Source organism: Pandoraea pnomenusa, from assembly GCF_040391475.1.
GTDB lineage: Bacteria > Pseudomonadota > Gammaproteobacteria > Burkholderiales > Burkholderiaceae > Pandoraea > Pandoraea pnomenusa_C.
This window is the reverse complement of sequence record NZ_JBEBXS010000013.1, coordinates 109,596-125,533: the sequence shown is the minus strand read 5'-3', so window position 1 is coordinate 125,533 and position 15,938 is coordinate 109,596. Positions and strand designations below refer to the sequence as shown.

23 protein-coding genes are annotated in these 15,938 nt (G+C 62.1%); 19 read left to right on the top strand and 4 right to left on the bottom strand.

Translation table 11 applies throughout. The features are described 5' to 3' along the window. Positions 1 to 13: 13 nt before the first annotated feature. Complete coding sequence (locus tag ABWO90_RS15550; RefSeq protein WP_353192126.1) at positions 14 to 640, top strand: hypothetical protein; 627 nt, start codon at positions 14 to 16, stop codon at positions 638 to 640. Between the two features lie 110 nt (positions 641 to 750). On the opposite strand, the gene ABWO90_RS15545 is transcribed toward ABWO90_RS15550, so the two are convergent. Genes ABWO90_RS15545 through ABWO90_RS15535 form a run of 3 tightly spaced genes read right to left on the bottom strand, consistent with a single transcriptional unit; the run spans position 751 to position 1,764 of the window. Continuing rightward, positions 751 to 1,158, bottom strand: a complete 408-nt coding sequence (locus ABWO90_RS15545) for a hypothetical protein (protein ID WP_353192125.1) — start codon at positions 1,156 to 1,158, stop codon at positions 751 to 753. A gap of 22 nt (positions 1,159 to 1,180) precedes the next feature. Next, a complete protein-coding gene (locus ABWO90_RS15540) occupies positions 1,181 to 1,576 on the bottom strand; it encodes a type II toxin-antitoxin system HicB family antitoxin (RefSeq protein ID WP_353192124.1) in 396 nt (131 codons plus the stop codon). Continuing rightward, a complete protein-coding gene (locus ABWO90_RS15535; RefSeq protein ID WP_010806546.1) occupies positions 1,573 to 1,764 on the bottom strand; it encodes a type II toxin-antitoxin system HicA family toxin in 192 nt (63 codons plus the stop codon). Before ABWO90_RS15535 ends, ABWO90_RS15540 begins: the two co-directional genes overlap by 4 nt. A 279-nt stretch (positions 1,765 to 2,043) precedes the next feature. Here ABWO90_RS15535 and ABWO90_RS15530 point away from each other — a divergent pair, with 279 nt between their 5' ends. The 18 genes from ABWO90_RS15530 to ABWO90_RS15445 all read left to right on the top strand — a co-directional run bounded on the left by ABWO90_RS15530 (position 2,044) and on the right by ABWO90_RS15445 (position 15,738). After that, positions 2,044 to 2,466 (top strand): plasmid fertility inhibition factor family protein, encoded by a 423-nt coding sequence (locus ABWO90_RS15530; RefSeq protein ID WP_353192123.1) that lies wholly within the window; start codon positions 2,044 to 2,046, stop codon positions 2,464 to 2,466. Positions 2,467 to 2,556: 90 nt separating this feature from the next. Beyond that, positions 2,557 to 3,930, top strand: a complete 1,374-nt coding sequence (locus tag ABWO90_RS15525) for a DNA methyltransferase (protein ID WP_353192122.1) — start codon at positions 2,557 to 2,559, stop codon at positions 3,928 to 3,930. Between the two features lie 76 nt (positions 3,931 to 4,006). Further along, positions 4,007 to 4,585, top strand: a complete 579-nt coding sequence (locus tag ABWO90_RS15520; RefSeq protein WP_353192121.1) for an HGGxSTG domain-containing protein — start codon at positions 4,007 to 4,009, stop codon at positions 4,583 to 4,585. Then, positions 4,575 to 5,858: a terminase large subunit domain-containing protein gene (locus ABWO90_RS15515; RefSeq protein WP_353192120.1), complete on the top strand. Its 1,284-nt coding sequence runs from the start codon at positions 4,575 to 4,577 to the stop codon at positions 5,856 to 5,858. The genes ABWO90_RS15520 and ABWO90_RS15515 overlap by 11 nt, the downstream gene beginning before the upstream one ends. Before the next feature lie 13 nt (positions 5,859 to 5,871). After that, the gene (locus tag ABWO90_RS15510; protein WP_353192119.1) at positions 5,872 to 7,260 is read left to right on the top strand and encodes a DUF4055 domain-containing protein; all 1,389 of its coding nucleotides are present in this window, start codon (positions 5,872 to 5,874) and stop codon (positions 7,258 to 7,260) included. A gap of 136 nt (positions 7,261 to 7,396) precedes the next feature. Next, positions 7,397 to 8,170, top strand: a complete 774-nt coding sequence (locus ABWO90_RS15505) for a DUF6651 domain-containing protein (RefSeq protein ID WP_353192118.1) — start codon at positions 7,397 to 7,399, stop codon at positions 8,168 to 8,170. A gap of 63 nt (positions 8,171 to 8,233) precedes the next feature. Then, the gene (locus ABWO90_RS15500; protein WP_353192117.1) at positions 8,234 to 9,526 is read left to right on the top strand and encodes a major capsid protein; all 1,293 of its coding nucleotides are present in this window, start codon (positions 8,234 to 8,236) and stop codon (positions 9,524 to 9,526) included. A 69-nt stretch (positions 9,527 to 9,595) separates the two neighbouring features. Further along, the gene (locus ABWO90_RS15495) at positions 9,596 to 9,907 is read left to right on the top strand and encodes a hypothetical protein (protein ID WP_353192116.1); all 312 of its coding nucleotides are present in this window, start codon (positions 9,596 to 9,598) and stop codon (positions 9,905 to 9,907) included. Beyond that, complete coding sequence (locus tag ABWO90_RS15490; RefSeq protein WP_353192115.1) at positions 9,908 to 10,309, top strand: hypothetical protein; 402 nt, start codon at positions 9,908 to 9,910, stop codon at positions 10,307 to 10,309. Positions 10,310 to 10,317: 8 nt separating this feature from the next. Continuing rightward, the gene (locus ABWO90_RS15485; protein WP_353192114.1) at positions 10,318 to 10,989 is read left to right on the top strand and encodes a hypothetical protein; all 672 of its coding nucleotides are present in this window, start codon (positions 10,318 to 10,320) and stop codon (positions 10,987 to 10,989) included. Further along, positions 10,989 to 11,819: a hypothetical protein gene (locus ABWO90_RS15480; RefSeq protein WP_353192113.1), complete on the top strand. Its 831-nt coding sequence runs from the start codon at positions 10,989 to 10,991 to the stop codon at positions 11,817 to 11,819. The genes ABWO90_RS15485 and ABWO90_RS15480 overlap by 1 nt, the downstream gene beginning before the upstream one ends. A gap of 7 nt (positions 11,820 to 11,826) precedes the next feature. After that, positions 11,827 to 11,991: a hypothetical protein gene (locus ABWO90_RS15475; RefSeq protein ID WP_353192112.1), complete on the top strand. Its 165-nt coding sequence runs from the start codon at positions 11,827 to 11,829 to the stop codon at positions 11,989 to 11,991. Between the two features lie 62 nt (positions 11,992 to 12,053). Then, positions 12,054 to 13,598, top strand: coding sequence for a phage tail protein (locus ABWO90_RS15470; RefSeq protein ID WP_353192111.1), 1,545 nt, complete (start codon positions 12,054 to 12,056; stop codon positions 13,596 to 13,598). Between the two features lie 103 nt (positions 13,599 to 13,701). After that, the gene (locus ABWO90_RS15465; RefSeq protein WP_353192110.1) at positions 13,702 to 14,211 is read left to right on the top strand and encodes a Rha family transcriptional regulator; all 510 of its coding nucleotides are present in this window, start codon (positions 13,702 to 13,704) and stop codon (positions 14,209 to 14,211) included. Between the two features lie 70 nt (positions 14,212 to 14,281). Then, entirely contained in the window at positions 14,282 to 14,713 is a 432-nt protein-coding gene (locus tag ABWO90_RS15460) for a hypothetical protein (RefSeq protein WP_353192109.1), read from the top strand. Position 14,714: 1 nt separating this feature from the next. Then, positions 14,715 to 15,080: a hypothetical protein gene (locus ABWO90_RS15455; RefSeq protein ID WP_353192108.1), complete on the top strand. Its 366-nt coding sequence runs from the start codon at positions 14,715 to 14,717 to the stop codon at positions 15,078 to 15,080. A 47-nt stretch (positions 15,081 to 15,127) separates the two neighbouring features. Next, complete coding sequence (locus tag ABWO90_RS15450) at positions 15,128 to 15,250, top strand: hypothetical protein (RefSeq protein WP_255315221.1); 123 nt, start codon at positions 15,128 to 15,130, stop codon at positions 15,248 to 15,250. Continuing rightward, positions 15,247 to 15,738: a phage virion morphogenesis protein gene (locus ABWO90_RS15445; RefSeq protein ID WP_353192107.1), complete on the top strand. Its 492-nt coding sequence runs from the start codon at positions 15,247 to 15,249 to the stop codon at positions 15,736 to 15,738. Before ABWO90_RS15450 ends, ABWO90_RS15445 begins: the two co-directional genes overlap by 4 nt. On the opposite strand, the gene ABWO90_RS15440 is transcribed toward ABWO90_RS15445, so the two are convergent. After that, complete coding sequence (locus ABWO90_RS15440) at positions 15,735 to 15,860, bottom strand: hypothetical protein (RefSeq protein WP_353192106.1); 126 nt, start codon at positions 15,858 to 15,860, stop codon at positions 15,735 to 15,737. The genes ABWO90_RS15445 and ABWO90_RS15440 overlap by 4 nt on opposite strands. Between the last annotated feature and the right edge of the window lie 78 nt (positions 15,861 to 15,938).

Here is a 15,938-nt window from a genome sequence, read left to right as displayed (position 1 = left end):
GGGGAACAGGCCAATGAACGAAGCATTTCAAGACACGCGGCAGGCGCTACACGTGGCGTACCTCGTTCTGTCGCTACCGCCGCGCCAGAAGGCGCCGTTCCGGAACATGCTGATCCGGATCCTCGAAGCCATCGACCGGCCCACGAAGGCGCAGGAAACATGGCTCAACGAGCTGCGCGGGCCGCAGGGCGAATTCGACCCCGAGCGGCTGACGCTTGAGGAATACCGCGCTCAGTGCGCCATGATCGCGGACGCGGCACGCACGCGCCTGCCGTCGCCTGAGTACGCGGCGGTACTCGCGCGCTTCGCGCACGGCGACGAGAAGGTGACAGGCATCAATACGCTGGCAGTCTGGTCGCGGAAGTCGAGCGGCATCACGGCCGTGGCCCTGCTGCGAGATCTGGCGGCGTGGAACTACCTGCCGCGCACCCAGCGAGAAGGGGCGTCGATTCGCGATCTGGCCGATCGGCACAAGGTGACGAAGGACAAGGCTTTCCGCGCCGCGAAGTGGATGGCGGGGCGCTTTACCGAACTCGAAAATCTGGCGGTCGCGCGCCTCGAATCGGGTTTCGTCCTGCACGGGGTGGTGCCCTCTGCAAACCGTCCCGCGTGCGACTTCCCGCAGTCCGTTGCAGCGTAAGGACTTCGAAGGAAAAAACGCTTGCAGTTTTGCGACAAAGCACCTAAGATTTGCCCATACTCACCGCGAGTACACCCAAAGCCCGCTCAATGCGGGCTTTTTCTCGGTACTTACAGCATTCGGTCGCTTGCGTATTTGACGCCGAACGAGATTGCTTCTTCTGCGAGCTTTCTCGCAAGTCCCTTGGCGCCGTCCTTAACGGCGGAGGACATGCGAGATCCCAGTGGCTCTCGACTTTCGATCACGTCAGGGACTGCGCGCAACGCCATTAGTCCCTTGTGCGTCAGGACGACATTCAGTACAAGCAGCGGCGAGCCAAAGCCTTCCGCGCGAATGTAGCCTTCGGCCTCAAGCCATTGCAAAGTTCCATACACGAACGTTTCGTCATCCCCTAGCCAGGTTTCCTCGGCGATGTAGTGGTCCATCGCGAGATCCGTGGGCACAGGGAATTCTTCATAAAGCAAAGCGAAAGTCGTCGACACGACGTCGTTGAATCGATCGATGTTGTCTTGCGACATACGGTCTCCGTGAGCTGATGACTTATGCGTGTTCCATCTCGCGCTGTGCCGCGAGAGCCAGAAACGCCGAGCGCGACATATGCCGCTTCTCGGCCACAGCGTCGATCTGATGCACGAGACGCTCGGGCAGGCTGATGTTCAGTCGTACAGCCTTGCTGCTGACCTTCGACAGATCAATGTCGACGAACATCCAGCAGCCGTTTCCGTCGTCCACCTCGTGCGCATGCAGCTTGTGGATGTCATACGTCGGCGCCGGAATCGCGTCGGCGCTGTCTTCGTACATGAGTTCAACGGCTTCCTGCGCCATACGCTCAAGTTCATCGAGCGTATCCGCAGCAGTGTGCACTCCCGGAAGATCCGGGAACGCGGCGCCGAAGGCGCTATCGCCTTCTTGCCACACGTAGATCGGATATTTCATTCGCTTCTCCAGTCAATGCCCGCTTGCTTGAAGATCGAGCGGGCGGTGCCTATCGGCATGTCCTTTTTCGGGTGCGGGACGATCACCACTCGACCGTTCTCGTGCCGAAACTTGTGATGGCTGCCTCGCACCGAGACTTCGGTGAACCCGGCGGCTTTCAGTCGTTTGATGATGTCTGCGCTTGTCATGTGTGTAACTTTACACAATACACAACGTTGTGTAAAGAAATATTTGCGCAGGGTGACGTGTATCGGTCGATTCGCCCGTCTGGGCACAGACCATAACGCCGCGTCTCTGCCCGGGCCAGCCGGCCAGTGTCCGATCCTTTCCGAATAACCCCGGCAGCGCGCCACGTGTCGCCACTCATACCTCCTGTGAGTGAAGAGCGGCGGGGGCGCGTGGCAGTACGAAGCAATGCAATCGTCAGTGTATGATGGGCCCTCACACACGGGGGACCTATGGCTTTTATGGACAAGTTGAACGTTCCGGTGTCAGTCGTGCCGGGCGGTGCTGTGCGGATGTATGAAGATTCTGGATATACGTGGTCAACATTCAACGGGAAAGTTGCTTCGAAGGGCTGGGAAGTCGTAAGGGCCATTCCGGAAAAGCTCCTGCGCTGGCTCGAGCAATCCAAGTTTTCTAATGCCAGTCTTGGGGATCGGTTCGATGGGTTTCACCCGTACCCTCATAAGCTCGCCGAACTCGAGTCGTTGAAAAAGGGGCAGGGTCGGGACTTGGACATGACGTTGGTCGTCCAGAAAACGGAATGGTCTTATGAGTTTGTCAATGGGCGGCACCGTGCCTATTGGCTCGCCGCGAATGGCGCCGAATTCGTCCCAATTTTGGTCCCTGTGCATCAGGTCGCTCATTTCACGTCGGTCCTGATCTGAATAGCGCGATCTAAGGCCGCACTCGAAATGCGATACTCCACGGCTGCCTATGGGCGGCCTTTTTGCTTTTGCCTTGAATTTTTCCCGTCTATGAAAAAGCCCGCTCAACTCGCGATCGTCTACCGGTCGACCGATGAGCTGGCGAAGTACGAGAACAATGCCCGCACGCACAGCGCGGCGCAGGTCGAGCAGATCCGCGAATCGCTGCGCCAGTTCGGCTGGACTAATCCGGTCCTGATCGCTGACGGTGAGATCCTCGCCGGGCACGGCCGCATCGAAGCGGCAACCGGCATGTGGGAAGCAGGCGAGAACATCGCCATGTGCCCGAAGCCGTTCGAAGTGCCGACGGTCGACCTGTCGCACCTCGACGCCACGCAGCGACGCGCATACATCCTCACCGACAATCAGCTTGCGCTGAATGCTGGCTGGGATGAAGAGCTGCTGGCGGCCGAACTGGCCGATTTGAAGGCCGACGGCTTCGACCTGTCGGTCATCGGCTTCAGCGACGCCGAGCTGCGCGAACTATTCATGGAACCCGGCGAACCCAGTCCCAGCGGTGCTGGATCGCTCGCTGAACTATTCATGGTGCCGCCGTTCAGCACCCTCGATGCCCGCGCGGCGGCGTGGCAGGACCGTAAGGACGCGTGGCTGGCGCTGGGCATCCAGTCCGAAGTCGGGCGCGACGCCCCGGCCTATGGCGACGCCAGCGAGACGCAGAAAGCAGCGCGCGGTGCGACGGCGCAGCACCGAACCAGCGTGTTCGACCCGGTGTTGTGTGAGCTCGCGTATCGCTGGTTCTGCCCGGAAGGCGGGACTGTGCTGGATCCGTTCGCCGGTGGCAGCGTGCGCGGCATCGTCGCGGCGCGCCTCGGGCGTCAGTACGTCGGCATGGAACTGCGCGACGAGCAGGTCGCCGCCAACCGCGAGCAGCTTCACCTGATTGCTGCGGACGATCCGGCACCCGCCTGGACAGTTGGCGACAGCCGGAAGATCGGCCACGCCTTGACGGGCGTCGAGGCTGACTTCCTGTTCTCGTGCCCGCCATACGCGGACCTTGAGCGCTACTCGGACAGGCCGGAAGACCTGTCCAACATGAAATACCCCGAATTCCTTGCCGCCTACCGCGATATCGTCGCGGGCGCGGCGGCGCTGCTGAAGCCTGATCGCTTTGCCTGCTTTGTTGTGGGTGACGTCCGGGCGCGCAGCGGCGCGTATCGCAACTTCGTGTCCGACACGATCGCCGCCTTTCTCGACGCCGGGCTGACGCTCTACAACGAAGCGATTCTGCTGACTGCGTTGGGCAGCGCGCCCATCCGCGCAGGCAAGCAGTTCGCTGCGAGCCGCAAGCTGGGTAAGGTGCACCAAAATGTATTGGTCTTCCTGAAGGGCGACTGGAAGAAGGCAGTAGCCGCGTGCGGCACGGTCGATATGACGAACGTTGAATTTCCCGATCCCGACGAGTGATCGGCGACCGCACCCAGCGGTTCTGCAAGAACACCCCATGCAAGACGGGCCGGGGGCTCGTCGATAGGAGGCCCCGATGGCTCGACTGTGCGGGGCGAAAACCCGCTCGGGCGAGACCTGTAAGAACGGGGCCATGGCCAACGGGCGGTGCCGGATGCACGGCGGGAAAACGCCCAAGACCAACCAGAACGCGGCAAAGCCGGGTTCGCTGTATAGCAAGCACCTGACCGATGAGGAACAGGCCCTATTCGACGCGATCGAGTTGGGCAGCCTTGACGATGAAATCCGCCTGACGAAGATTCGTCTTGCTCGCGCGTTGGCGCAGGAAAACGAGCGCGGCGGCAAGCTGGAACTGGAATCGGCGGTGAAGCGACGCGGCCCGGGGAAGGATGACAAGCCGGGACCGGAATCTACTGAAGTGCACACCAAGGCGCGCGACTATGTCTCGGTGATCGACCGACTGACGGCGCGCATCGCCTCGCTTGAAGCGCGTCGGGCAGCGATGCTGAACATGTCGCTCGACGCCGAGTTGAAGCGTCTCGAGCTGAAGGATCGCGGCGACGAACAGAATCCCGAGCCGCCCGCGTCGCGCTCGTTCACCTTCGTGGTGAAGGACGCCAGGCGCAGCGCGGAAGCTGCCAAAGATGACGCCTAATCCGACTCTCAACGTTCCGCAGGCCGAGTTCCTGCAAATGCCGCACAAGTTCCGCGCCTATGTGGCGGGGTTCGGGTCCGGTAAGACGTGGGTTGGCTGCACCAGCATCTGCCAGCATTTCTGGCAGTGGCCGAGGATCAACCAGGGCTACTTTGCCCCGACTTACGCGCAAATCCGCGACATCTTCTATCCGACGATGGAAGAGGTGGCGGCGGTCATGGGGCTTGCGGTCAAGATCAACCAGACGAACCACGAGGTTCACGTCTACGAGGGGCGCAAGTTTCGCGGCACGGTCATCTGCCGGTCGATGGAAAAGCCGGAAACGATCGTCGGCTTCAAGATCGGTCACGCGCTGATCGATGAGCTGGACGTGATGCCGCTAAAGAAGGCTCAGACGGCCTGGCGAAAGATCATCGCGCGGATGCGGTACAACGTGCCCGGGCTGTTGAATGGCATCGACGTCACGACGACGCCGGAAGGCTTCAAGTTCGTCTATCAGCAGTTCGTCAAGGCGGTGCGCGAGAAGCCAGAGCTGGCCAAGTTGTACGGTCTGATTCAGGCCAGCACATACGACAACGAGCTGAACCTACCGGACGACTACATCCAGTCGTTGTACGAGTCGTACCCAGCACAGCTGATCGCCGCCTACTTGCGCGGGCAGTTCGTGAACCTCGCAAGCGGCAGCATCTATGCCGATTTCGACCGGAAGAAGAACCACACGGACGCCGTGATCGCGCCGAAGGAAACGCTGCATATCGGCATGGACTTCAACGTGCTGAACATGACCGCGACGATCAACGTCGTGCGCGACGGGATGCCGCTGATGTTGCTGGAACGCACGAAGGTGCGCGACACGCCGGCTATGGCACGGATTCTCAAAGAGGACTTCGCGGCACTGGGTCACGGCATCGTGATCTATCCGGACGCGTCAGGCGGCAACACGACGTCGAAGAATGCCAGCGAATCGGACTTGTCGATCCTGAAGCAAGCAGGGTTCAAGGTCGACGTGAACTCGGCAAATCCCGCCGTCAAGGACCGGGTGAACGCCTACAACGCCATGATCCTGAACGCGGCCGGCGAGCGCCGCTTTCTGATCAACACACACGCGTGCCCGGTCACCACCGAGGCGCTCGAGCAGCAGGTTTGGGGGGAGGATGGTCAACCCGACAAGAAAACGGGCCATGACCACCCCAACGACGCCAACGGCTATTTCATCGTGAAGAAGTGGCCCATCGTGAAGCGCATGACGACTGTCAGCGCGCTTAGCGGCTAGTGAGAATACGAGAATGTCCAACGTCCGCACCCCGACCGAAGCGGTAGCAAACGCGGCCGAGGATCTGGCCCTGATTGCCGCCTTGATGGGCGGAACGCGCGCGATGCGCGCGGCCGAAAAGGCTTATTTGCCCCAGTGGCCGAACGAGGCAGACGACGCCTACAAAGCGCGGGTGAAGACCGCGACACTGTTTCCGGCTTTCGCTCGCACGGTTGAGGTGCTTGCGGCAAAGCCGTTCTCTCGCCCGATCACCCTCGGCGACGACATTCCGCCTCGCTTGCGTGAGTGGACGGAAGATATCGACCTTCAGGGTCGCAGCCTGCATAGCTACGCGGCGTCTCTCGCCGATGCCGTGCTTGCCGAGGGGATGGCCGGAATCCTGGTCGATTACCCGACGAAGGACAAGGGCGTGAAGACGGTTGCCGACGAACGTCAGGCCGGGCTGCGGCCGTACTTCGTGCACATCCGAAAGGGCGACATCCTCGGCTGGCGGTCGAAACGAATCAGGGGTGTCGAAACCCTCACGCAGCTGCGACTGCTTGAGCAGGCGACGATCGACGACGGCCCGTTCGGCGAAAAGGCGATCGAGCAGGTTCGCGTTCTGTACATCGGGAAGTGGGAAGTTTGGCGCGAGACGGAAAAGGTCGATGCTGACGGGAAGAAGATCTGGGTGATTCACCAGTCCGGCACCACGACGCTCAAGCGCATTCCCTTTGTTCCGGTGTACGGCAAGCGCACGGGTTTCATGACGGCGGTCCCACCGCTGATGGAACTCGCGCACGCGAATGTCGAACACTGGCAGTCGAAGAGCGATCAGCAGACGATTCTGCACGTTGCGCGCGTGCCCATCCTGTTCGCGAAGAACTTGGGCGACGCGCAGATCGTCGTCGGCGCTTCGACCGCAATCAAGGCGGACGGCCCCGACGCCGACATGAAGTTCGTCGAGCACACCGGAAAGGCCATCGAGGCCGGGCGCCTGTCGCTGCTTGACCTCGAAGACCGCATGCGTCAGGCCGGCGCGGAACTGCTCGTCATCAAACCCGGCAACGTCACCGAAGTGCAGACCCTCGCTGATAACGAGCAGGGCATGTGCGCCTTGCAACGAATCGCTCACGACGAGGAAGACGCGATCGACGTGGCACTGCAACTGATGGCCGAGTGGGTCGGCGAGCAGCAGGGCGGACACGTCACAATTTACAAAGAATTCGGCGCGGCGACGCTCGCGCAGGCATCGCTCGAACTGCTGCGCGATATGACCATCGACGGCACGCTGTCGGACGAAACACTGTTCCGTGAAGCCCAGCGACGCGGGGTGATCAGTCCTGAACTGGATTGGAACGGCGAAAAGGACCGCATCGCCAAGAATCTCAAACGTCCAGCCGCACCTGTACTTCAGGACTGAGCGGCACGACGCGATTTACCGAAGGCCCCTAGCAATCCGCCTGGGGCCTTTTTCTTTGCTCGACCGGCGGATGCCGAGGGGCGCAACGCGGCGGATGCCGCACGGAATTGAGGGCGGATGCCCGAGGAAAGTCACCATGCCATTTAAATTCGATGCCGACGGGAAGATCGTCACGCAGGAAGTCAACGGCCAGCAGTTGCCGGTGTTTATCAACGCGAGCGGTGGCGAAGCCCCGTTCGACGCGGATGCAACGCTCGGCAACATTTCCCGACTCAATGGCGAGGCCAAGAGCCATCGCGAACGAGCAGAGAAGGCCGAAGGCACCCTGAAGGCGTTCGAAGGGATCGCCGATCCGGCGGCAGCCATCGCCGCCTTGGAAACGGTCAAGAACCTGAACGACAAGAAGCTGGTGGACGCCGGCGAAGTCCAGAAGGTGAAAGACCAAGCGATCGCATCGGTTCGTGCCGAGTATGACCCGATCGTGAAAGAACGCGATTCGCTGAAGACGGCGCTTTTCGACGAGAAGATCGGCGGCGCTTTCGCGCGCTCGAAGTTCATCGGCGAGAAGGTCGCCATCCCGGCGGATTTCGTTCAGGCGTCGTTCGGCAAGCATTTCACGATCGAGGACGGAAAGATCGTCGCCAAGGATGCGAGCGGCAATCAGTTATTCAGCCGCACGCGCCACGGCGAGCCGGCCGACTTCGAGGAAGCGCTGTCGATCCTGATCGACGGGCACCCGCAACGCGACAGCATCCTGAAAGGTTCGGGGGCGAGCGGCGGGGGTGCAAGCGGCGGCGGCAGCGGTGGCGGCGGTGGCAAGCGCACCATCACGCGCTCGCAGTTCGAGGGCATGGGCGCAGCCGAGCAGGCCGCCGCTGCGCGAGACGCGAACGTGACCATCACGGACTGAACCGTCCGAATCCAATCTGAGGCCGCCTTGAGCGGCCATTTTCTTTTGACGAGGCTCATTTACATGAAGCGTTTCCTTTCCAATCTGCGCCGTACGGCGCTGGTCGCTATCGCGCTCGCGGTTGTGGCCTACCCGATCGCGACTGTGGCAAAGGTCGCTTCGATGGCTGTCGGCTGGTTTCATGGGCTTGCGGTGCGCCCCACCGGCGGCGGCATGGTGCTCGGCGCCAACACGCTGACCAGCCTCGTGCCCGATCTCTACGAGGCGCTCGACGTTGTGTCGCGCGAACTGGCCGGGTTCATCCCGTCCGTGACGCTCGATGCAACCGCCGAGCGAGCGGCGCTCAACCAGGCGATCCGAATTCCGATCACGCCGGCCTCTGCAGCTGAAGACGTGACGCCCGGCCAACTGCCGCCGGACGACGGTGACCAGAATGTCGGGAACACCCCGTTCACCATTACGAAGTCGCGGACGGTGCCGTTCCGCTGGTCGGGTGAAGAGCAGAAGGGCCTGAACACCGGTCCCGGCTACAAGACCATTCGCCGCGACCAGATCGCTCAGGCGATGCGCACCCTTGTCAATGAAGTCGAAGTCGACCTCGGCAGCCTGTTCGTCGGGGCATCACGCGCTACGGGTACCCCGGGCACCACGCCGTTCGCGTCGAACCTGGGCGACACCGCGCAGCTGCGCAAGATCCTGTCGGACAACGGCGCGCCGCTGAGCGACCTGCAGTGTGTGATCGATACCACGGCCGGCGCCAACATTCGCACGCTGGCACAGCTGACGAAGGCAAACGAAGCGGGCACGAAGGAGCTGCGCGAGCAGGGCACGCTGCTCGAGCTGCACGGGTTCTCGATGCGGGAATCGGCCGGCGTGGCAACGCGTGCTACGGCTGGCACCGGTGCCAGCTACGTGCTGAACGGCGCGCATGCGAAGGGCGCCACGACCATCAACGTGCAGACCGGCACCGGGACCGTGCTCGCAGGCGACGTGGTGACGTTCAGCGGTGATCCGCGCAAGTACGTGGTCGCGGCAGCATTGACGGGGGGCTCGTTCACCATCAACGCGCCCGGTCTGATGCAGAACGCCGCAACTGGCGCCACCGTGACGCTCGCTGCGGTCGCAACCTGCAACATGGGTTTCAGCCGATCGGCAATCGTGCTCGCCACGCGCGCCCCGGCGCTGCCGGAGGAAGGCGACATGGCAACGGACCGGATTCTGGTTACGGACCCGCGCACCGGTCTGACCTTCGAAGTCGCGATGTACCCGCAGTACCGCCGCGTGCGATACGAGGTTTCGCTGGCGTGGGGTAAGGCGAACATCAAGCCCGCCCACACCGGCATCCTGCTCGGCTAACCCGCCGCGCGAGAGCGTTCCGACGCCGGGGCGTAAGCCCCGGCCAACCAGTGAACAGGAGATTCCGACATGGCAGGTTTGACGAAGGCGCAGAAGGCTGCGCGAGCCGAGAAGGCCGCGGCTGAAGCACGCGCGAAGGCACTTGCAGCCGCTGGCGTGACCGAAGAGCAGTTCGCTGCCCTGGGCGACGAAGAGAAGGCCAAGATTCAGGCGACGATCGAAGCCGAGGTCGTGCCGCCCGCTGGGGGCGACGATGGGGACGAAGGCCCCGTGCTCGTGAAGATGGTCCGCGACGCGGATCTGTATCCCGAGCCGCATGAAGCGCAGGTGCATCCGGACGAAGTGGACAACTATCGCGCTGGTGGCTGGGGGGAAGCGTAAATGCTGACTGACCAGCAGTTGGCGGACGTTCGGCGCCATGCTGGATACCCGCTGCTGGCCGACACGCAGGTGGATGACTCCCGGGACTTGGCCTATGGCTGGGTCTCGCCGGGCATTTGGCAGACGCTGAATCACCGGCTGACGCACCTGCGGCCCGAAGAGGAAAGCATCATCGTCAATACGTACCTGACGAAGCTGGCCGCCCTCGAAACGGCTGTCACGGATGCCAGCGACAACCTGGACACCGCCAAGGCGGCTGTCTGGACCCACAACGATAACGAAGTTCGTGACCGGCTCGCTTTGTTCGATACTTGGCGCCGCCGCATGTGCGCCTTTATCGGAATCGCGCCCGGCCCGATGCTAGGCCCGGGCGGGTCGACAATTTCGCTCAGCCGCGGGTAACTCGCATCATGGACGCAATCACGCTTCAGAACCGGATCTATGCCGGCTATGCCAAGGCGGCGAAGCGCGTCGGTTTGGGCTACGCCCAGTACCGGCCAGCGAGTGCGGCAAACCCGCTGGCGGTTCAGCAGGGCAGTCTGCTCGCAGCGTTCAACGCGGAAGACATGACCTATGGCAAGCCGAATCGCTACGGAAATCCCGTGTGGTACGGCTTGTTTGACGGGCGTGTGACCCAGACCGGCGATTACCTCGTCGGCCCGGGCGGCACGTTCTTCGTCGCCAGTCAGCAGTTGCATCTGCCGATTCAATGCGTCGAGTGCAACGTCACGGTGCGCGTGAGCCGGGTTGCTGCACAGTCGGGCGTAGGGGCGGTCGGTTATGGCGGTCCCTGCGGTGAGCCGGGCGCGGACGGTGACGGCTTCCTGATCGGCGACGAGACAGGTGCGGGCTGGCCGGCTTCTATCCTGCTGTTCGGACAACGCGAGAAGTCCATCAGCGGGTTGCCGTCATCGTCCCAGCAGATCGGCTGGCGGATCCTGCTGCCGAAGTCGGTGCCTTCATCGATCGTCTTCCAAGCGTCCGATATCGTCTCGTGCAGTCTCGGGCGGCGGTACGTCGTGCAGGGCGCGGAACTGACGGACATGGGCTGGCGGCTGACCACCACGGAGTTGCACGCGTAATGGCAGACCTATCCGACGTCAGCAACCTCATCGTGGCCCAGATTGCCGCGTACCTGTATCCGAACGGCACCGCGAACCAGATCTCGCCGATCACCGGTTGCGCGGTCAAGGTTTTCCCAGGCTGGCCACAGCCCGAGGCGATGCGGCAGGACTTCGACGCGAACATCGGGTATGTGTCCGTCTACCCGTTGCCGACCGAGACAGTGCTTCGCACGACAGTGCGAGAGTGGGGGCTTCAGTCGGTTGCCGAGCCCACCATCACCGCTGTGGTGACTGACGCCACGGTAACGCTTGACGGCTTCGTGTCGGCACCGCAAAACGTCGCAGCCGTGGTCGATGGGCGTCCGTACGTGTACGGCGTGCAGGCGTCCGACACTCTCTCGGGCATCGCCACCGCGCTGGCCGCCATGATCAACGCAGATCGTCCCGCGACGTCATCCGGGCCGACGCTGACAACGCCAGGCGCGCATGCCCTCGAAGCGCGCGTCGGCTCGGCCGGCCGCATCATCCGTGAACTGCGGCGGCAACGAAAGGGCTTTCAGGTCACAGCGTGGGGCAATTGCTTCGACGTACGTGATCGGCTCGGCATGGCGATCGACCAAGCGCTGGGGCCACTCGTGCGCGCGACGCTGCCCGACGGCTCGATGGCGATCTTCCACTATCAGAGCACCCGGCAAGACGACTCGCAGCAGAAGCAGCGCATCTATCGCCGAGACGTGATTTACGGCGTCGATTATTCAACCACCCAGCTCGACAACGCCTTTGGCGTCGTTGCCCCGCAGGCGTTCATCGTCGGCGGCATCGATGCGTTGGGCGTGTCCACTTCGTGAGGCACTCATGAACCTCGTTGTTTTGCACGCCTTCGGCGACTACCAGAAGGGCGATCGGATCACCGACGCCGAAAAGGTTGCGGCCATTCTCGACTCGGAACAGGCCGCGTATGTGGTGAAGGTCGCCGCGCCGGACGAATCGAGCAGCGCCAAGCCGAAGACCGGCAAGTAACACCTCGATCACCAGACTTCACGAACCGCCTCCGGGCGGTTTTTTCGTTTCCGGAGGCACAAATGCCGGTTTCTCAAGAAGGCGCGCTGAATACCACCGCGCTGATCGTCCCGGACGTCTACGTCCAGATTCTTTCCCCGCGCAATACCCTGATCAACGGTCTGCCGACGAACATTCTCGGCATCGTTGGCACGGCGCAGTGGGGCCCGGTGAACTCGCCGACGATCGTCGGTGACATGGCGGGCTACGCGCAGAATTTCGGCGCCGTGATGGCCCGGAAATACGACATGGGCACGCAGGTGGCTGTGGCCGCACTGCAGGGGGCCAACAACTTCCGCTGTGTGCGGGTCACGGACGGCACTGACGTCGCGGCCAGCGCAGCTATCGGCACGTCGCCGACGAGTATCACGTTCACGGCCAAATACACCGGCACATTGGGCAATAGCTTGGTCGTGACACTGGGCACCGGTTCAGCCGCGAATTCGTGGCGTGCGGTGGTGGCAATGCCCGGGCAGGTGCCCGAAGTGTTCGACAACATCACTGGCACCGGCGCCGCGCTGTGGGCGAACATCGCCGCGGCCATCAATTCGGGCCAATCGGGCCTGCGCGGTCCGTCGCAATTCATCGTGGCTACCGCAGGCACCGGTACGACGGCACCGAATGCCGGCGCCACGACGCTCACGGGGGGCACCGACGGCGCAACGACGATCGCGAGCGCGACGCTGCTTGGCGTTGACACCGTCCCCCGCAAGGGCATGTATGCACTGCGCAATACGTTCACGAGCATCGCCATGCTCGCGGATTGTGACGAGTCAACGAGCTGGACGACGCAAGTCGCTTTCGGCTTGTCCGAGGGCATCTACATGATCGCCGTCGGCCCGGCGGGCGACACGATCGCCAATGCTGTCTCGACCAAGGCCAGTGCCGGTATTGACAGCTACACGATCAAATTGCTTTTCGGTGACTGGATCTACTGGCAGGACACGGTGAATAACGTGATCCGCCTTGTCTCGCCGCAGGGCTTCGTGGCGGGGCGCCTCGCCAATCTCTCGCCCGAGCAGTCCAGCCTGAACAAGCCACTGTACAGCATCGTCGGCACGCAGAAGTCGATGCAGAACCAGGTGTATTCGGTGACTGCAGAAATCGGCGCGTTGGCTCAGGCAGGCATCGACGTGATCACCAATCCGATTCCCGCAGGAGACTCGTTCGGTGTGCGGATTGGGCACAACGCGAGTAGTAACCCGGTTATCAACGGCGACAACTACACGCGGATGACGAACTACCTCGCATACACGCTGAACAGCGCAATGGGCAAGTTCATTGGCAAGTTGCAGTCGACACAGAAGAACGACCCGCTTCGACGACAAGCCGGTTCCACGATCAGTTCGTGGCTCGAGACGATGAAGGGCGACGGCGACAACGTCGGCATGATTGATGATTTTTCCAATCAATGCGACGACCGAAACAACCCGCAGAATCGGGTTGCACTCGGTTACATGCAGGACGACTGCAAGGTCCGCTATCTCGGTGTGGTGGAGAAATTCATCATTAACCTCGAAGGCGGGCAGTCGGTCACCGTAGCGCGCCAGAGCACCCAGCCGGCGTAACTGTTCAAGTGCCGCGGCTAGGTCAGGCCGACCGAAGGGCGCGCGTCCTGGGCGCGCATGCCGCGGCACACCATTTTCCCCGGGCTATCCGCAGGTGATAACGATGAGTGAATTTCTTGGGCCGCTCGTGACGGCAATTGACGGGGAACCCCGCGCGTCCACGACGATCATCGCCCGAGGCGTGCGGCAGCAGCACGCCAGCGTGATCCGCATGGTGCGGAAATACCAAACCTCCTTCGCTGAATTTGGCCACGTGGATTTCAGATCCGAGGTGGTCACGCGAATGCAGGGCGGGGGATCTCTTCGCGAGTACGCCCTACTGAATGAGAAGCAGGCCTCGTTGCTGCTGGCGTTCATGAGGAACTCCCCCAAAGTGGTCGAGTTCAAGGTCGGGCTCATCCGAGAGTTCTATCGGATGCGGGACGAGCTGGGCCGACGCGAGGCGACGCTTTGGCAGCAAATGCACGCACTGATTGCCAAAGAAGTTGAGTCGAAGGTGCGAGCGTCGTTTGGTTCGAGGCTCATGCTGGAACGACGGCGCGAAATTCCGCGAATTTCTGCAGAGCGGGATCGATTGAACGCCGAGCTTCAGCCGTCACTGCTTCCCCACTGACCCGGCCCCGAGCCGGGTTTTCGCTTCTTAGGCCCGCCGCGCGCGGGCCGCTTCTATTTCGGAGCATCCCATGCCGATCAATGGCTTTACCGTTGGGCGTGATATTTCGCTCGACTTCAACGTGGCGACCGGGCCGCTGCAGTTTGGTTTGATCACTAAATTCTCGAAGAAGCAGGACACGACCGAGAAGAAGGTCAAGGGTCTTGACGGTATCACCCGCCATGTCCGCTTTCCACAGGGTTGGTCGGGGAATATCGAGATCGAGCGCCAGGGCCCTGAGCTCGACGACTACTTCGCTCAGTCCGAAGACAACTACTACTCGGGGATCGATGAACAGGGCGGCACGATCACCGAAACGATCACCGAAGCATCCGGCGCGGTTTCCCAATTCCGCTATCTCGGTGTGCTGCTCAAGTTCGATGACGCAGGCGACGCGGCCGGTGACGAAACTGTGAAGCAGAAGGTCTCTTTCCTGGCTTCGCGCCGCATCAAGGTGTCGTGATATGACAAAACTCACTGTGAATACCGATACGCCGAGCGAACAGATCGTCAAGGCAGCGATGGCCGAGGTGACCGTCCAGGACGCGGCGGGACGTACGATCGTGCTTCGTAAGCCGGGTGCGCTCGCGCAGTTCCGTCTGATGGAAGCCGTGGGGGGGACCAACCCGGGCTACATCGCGATGTGCATGCCGCTGATCTATGTCGCGTCAGTTGCCGGCGTGCCCGTTTCCGCCATCCGAACAAAGGCCGAAGTCGAGGCACTCGTGCAGAACCTTGACGAGGACGGCCTGATCGCAGTTTCGGATGGTGTCGAAAAGCACTTCCCGCCGTCGGATCCGGAAAAGGACCGCGCCGCGCTAAAAAAATAGTCCGATCGACGCCGGTTCGTGAGGCGCTCTTTCTCGTCCGAAACGGGGTGCCTTTCGACGTTGCGTTCTCACTCGATGACGTGACGCGGGCCGGCTGGTCGATCATCTTCTCGGAGCTGGACGGCCATCAGTTCGACTTCCGTGCGATGGCGTTCAAGGAAGCGACATGAAAGAGTTCGGCAGCCTCGGGCAATTCGCCCAGCACTTGGTCAGCCTTCAGGCCGGTGTCGCGCTTGAATTGCACCGGGGCCTAAAGCGTGTAGCCGTCGCGGTGGATGCGACGGCCAGGTCGGAGTTTGGCGAGTATCAGCCTGCTGTCGGTCCGTTCGAGGGCTGGTCACCGCTCGCTGATTCAACGAAGGCCGAGCGCGAACGTCTCGGCTACACGCCCGATGACCCGTTGCTTCGATCTGGTGAACTGCGCGACACGCTCGGAAATGAAGTGAAGGGGCACGAAGCGGTAATCGGTTCGACCTCTGATGTGATGGTCTACCAAGAGCTCGGCACAGATACGATTCCGCCGCGGCCCGTCCTAGGGCCATCGGTCGAGCGCAACCACGAACTCATTCGGAAGGTGCTGGGGCGCGCGCTTGTTGCCGGGCTGGTGGGCGGTGCGGCGATTCCGGCCCACCTGGAATACGACCACAAGGTCGATTAGAAGCCGAATACGGCACCCAGAACTGCCCAGAACACAGGTAGCGCCACAGCGAGTACCACGGCGCAGACGATCAGGATCGGCAGGCAGACGGCAATCAGAGTGATGCGTTGCCACCACTGCATCTGGACAGCGAATTGGAAAGCCGGCTGGCGCCTAGCGGTGGCCGTCACCGCTCGGATGTGGGGGTACTGGATCCAAGT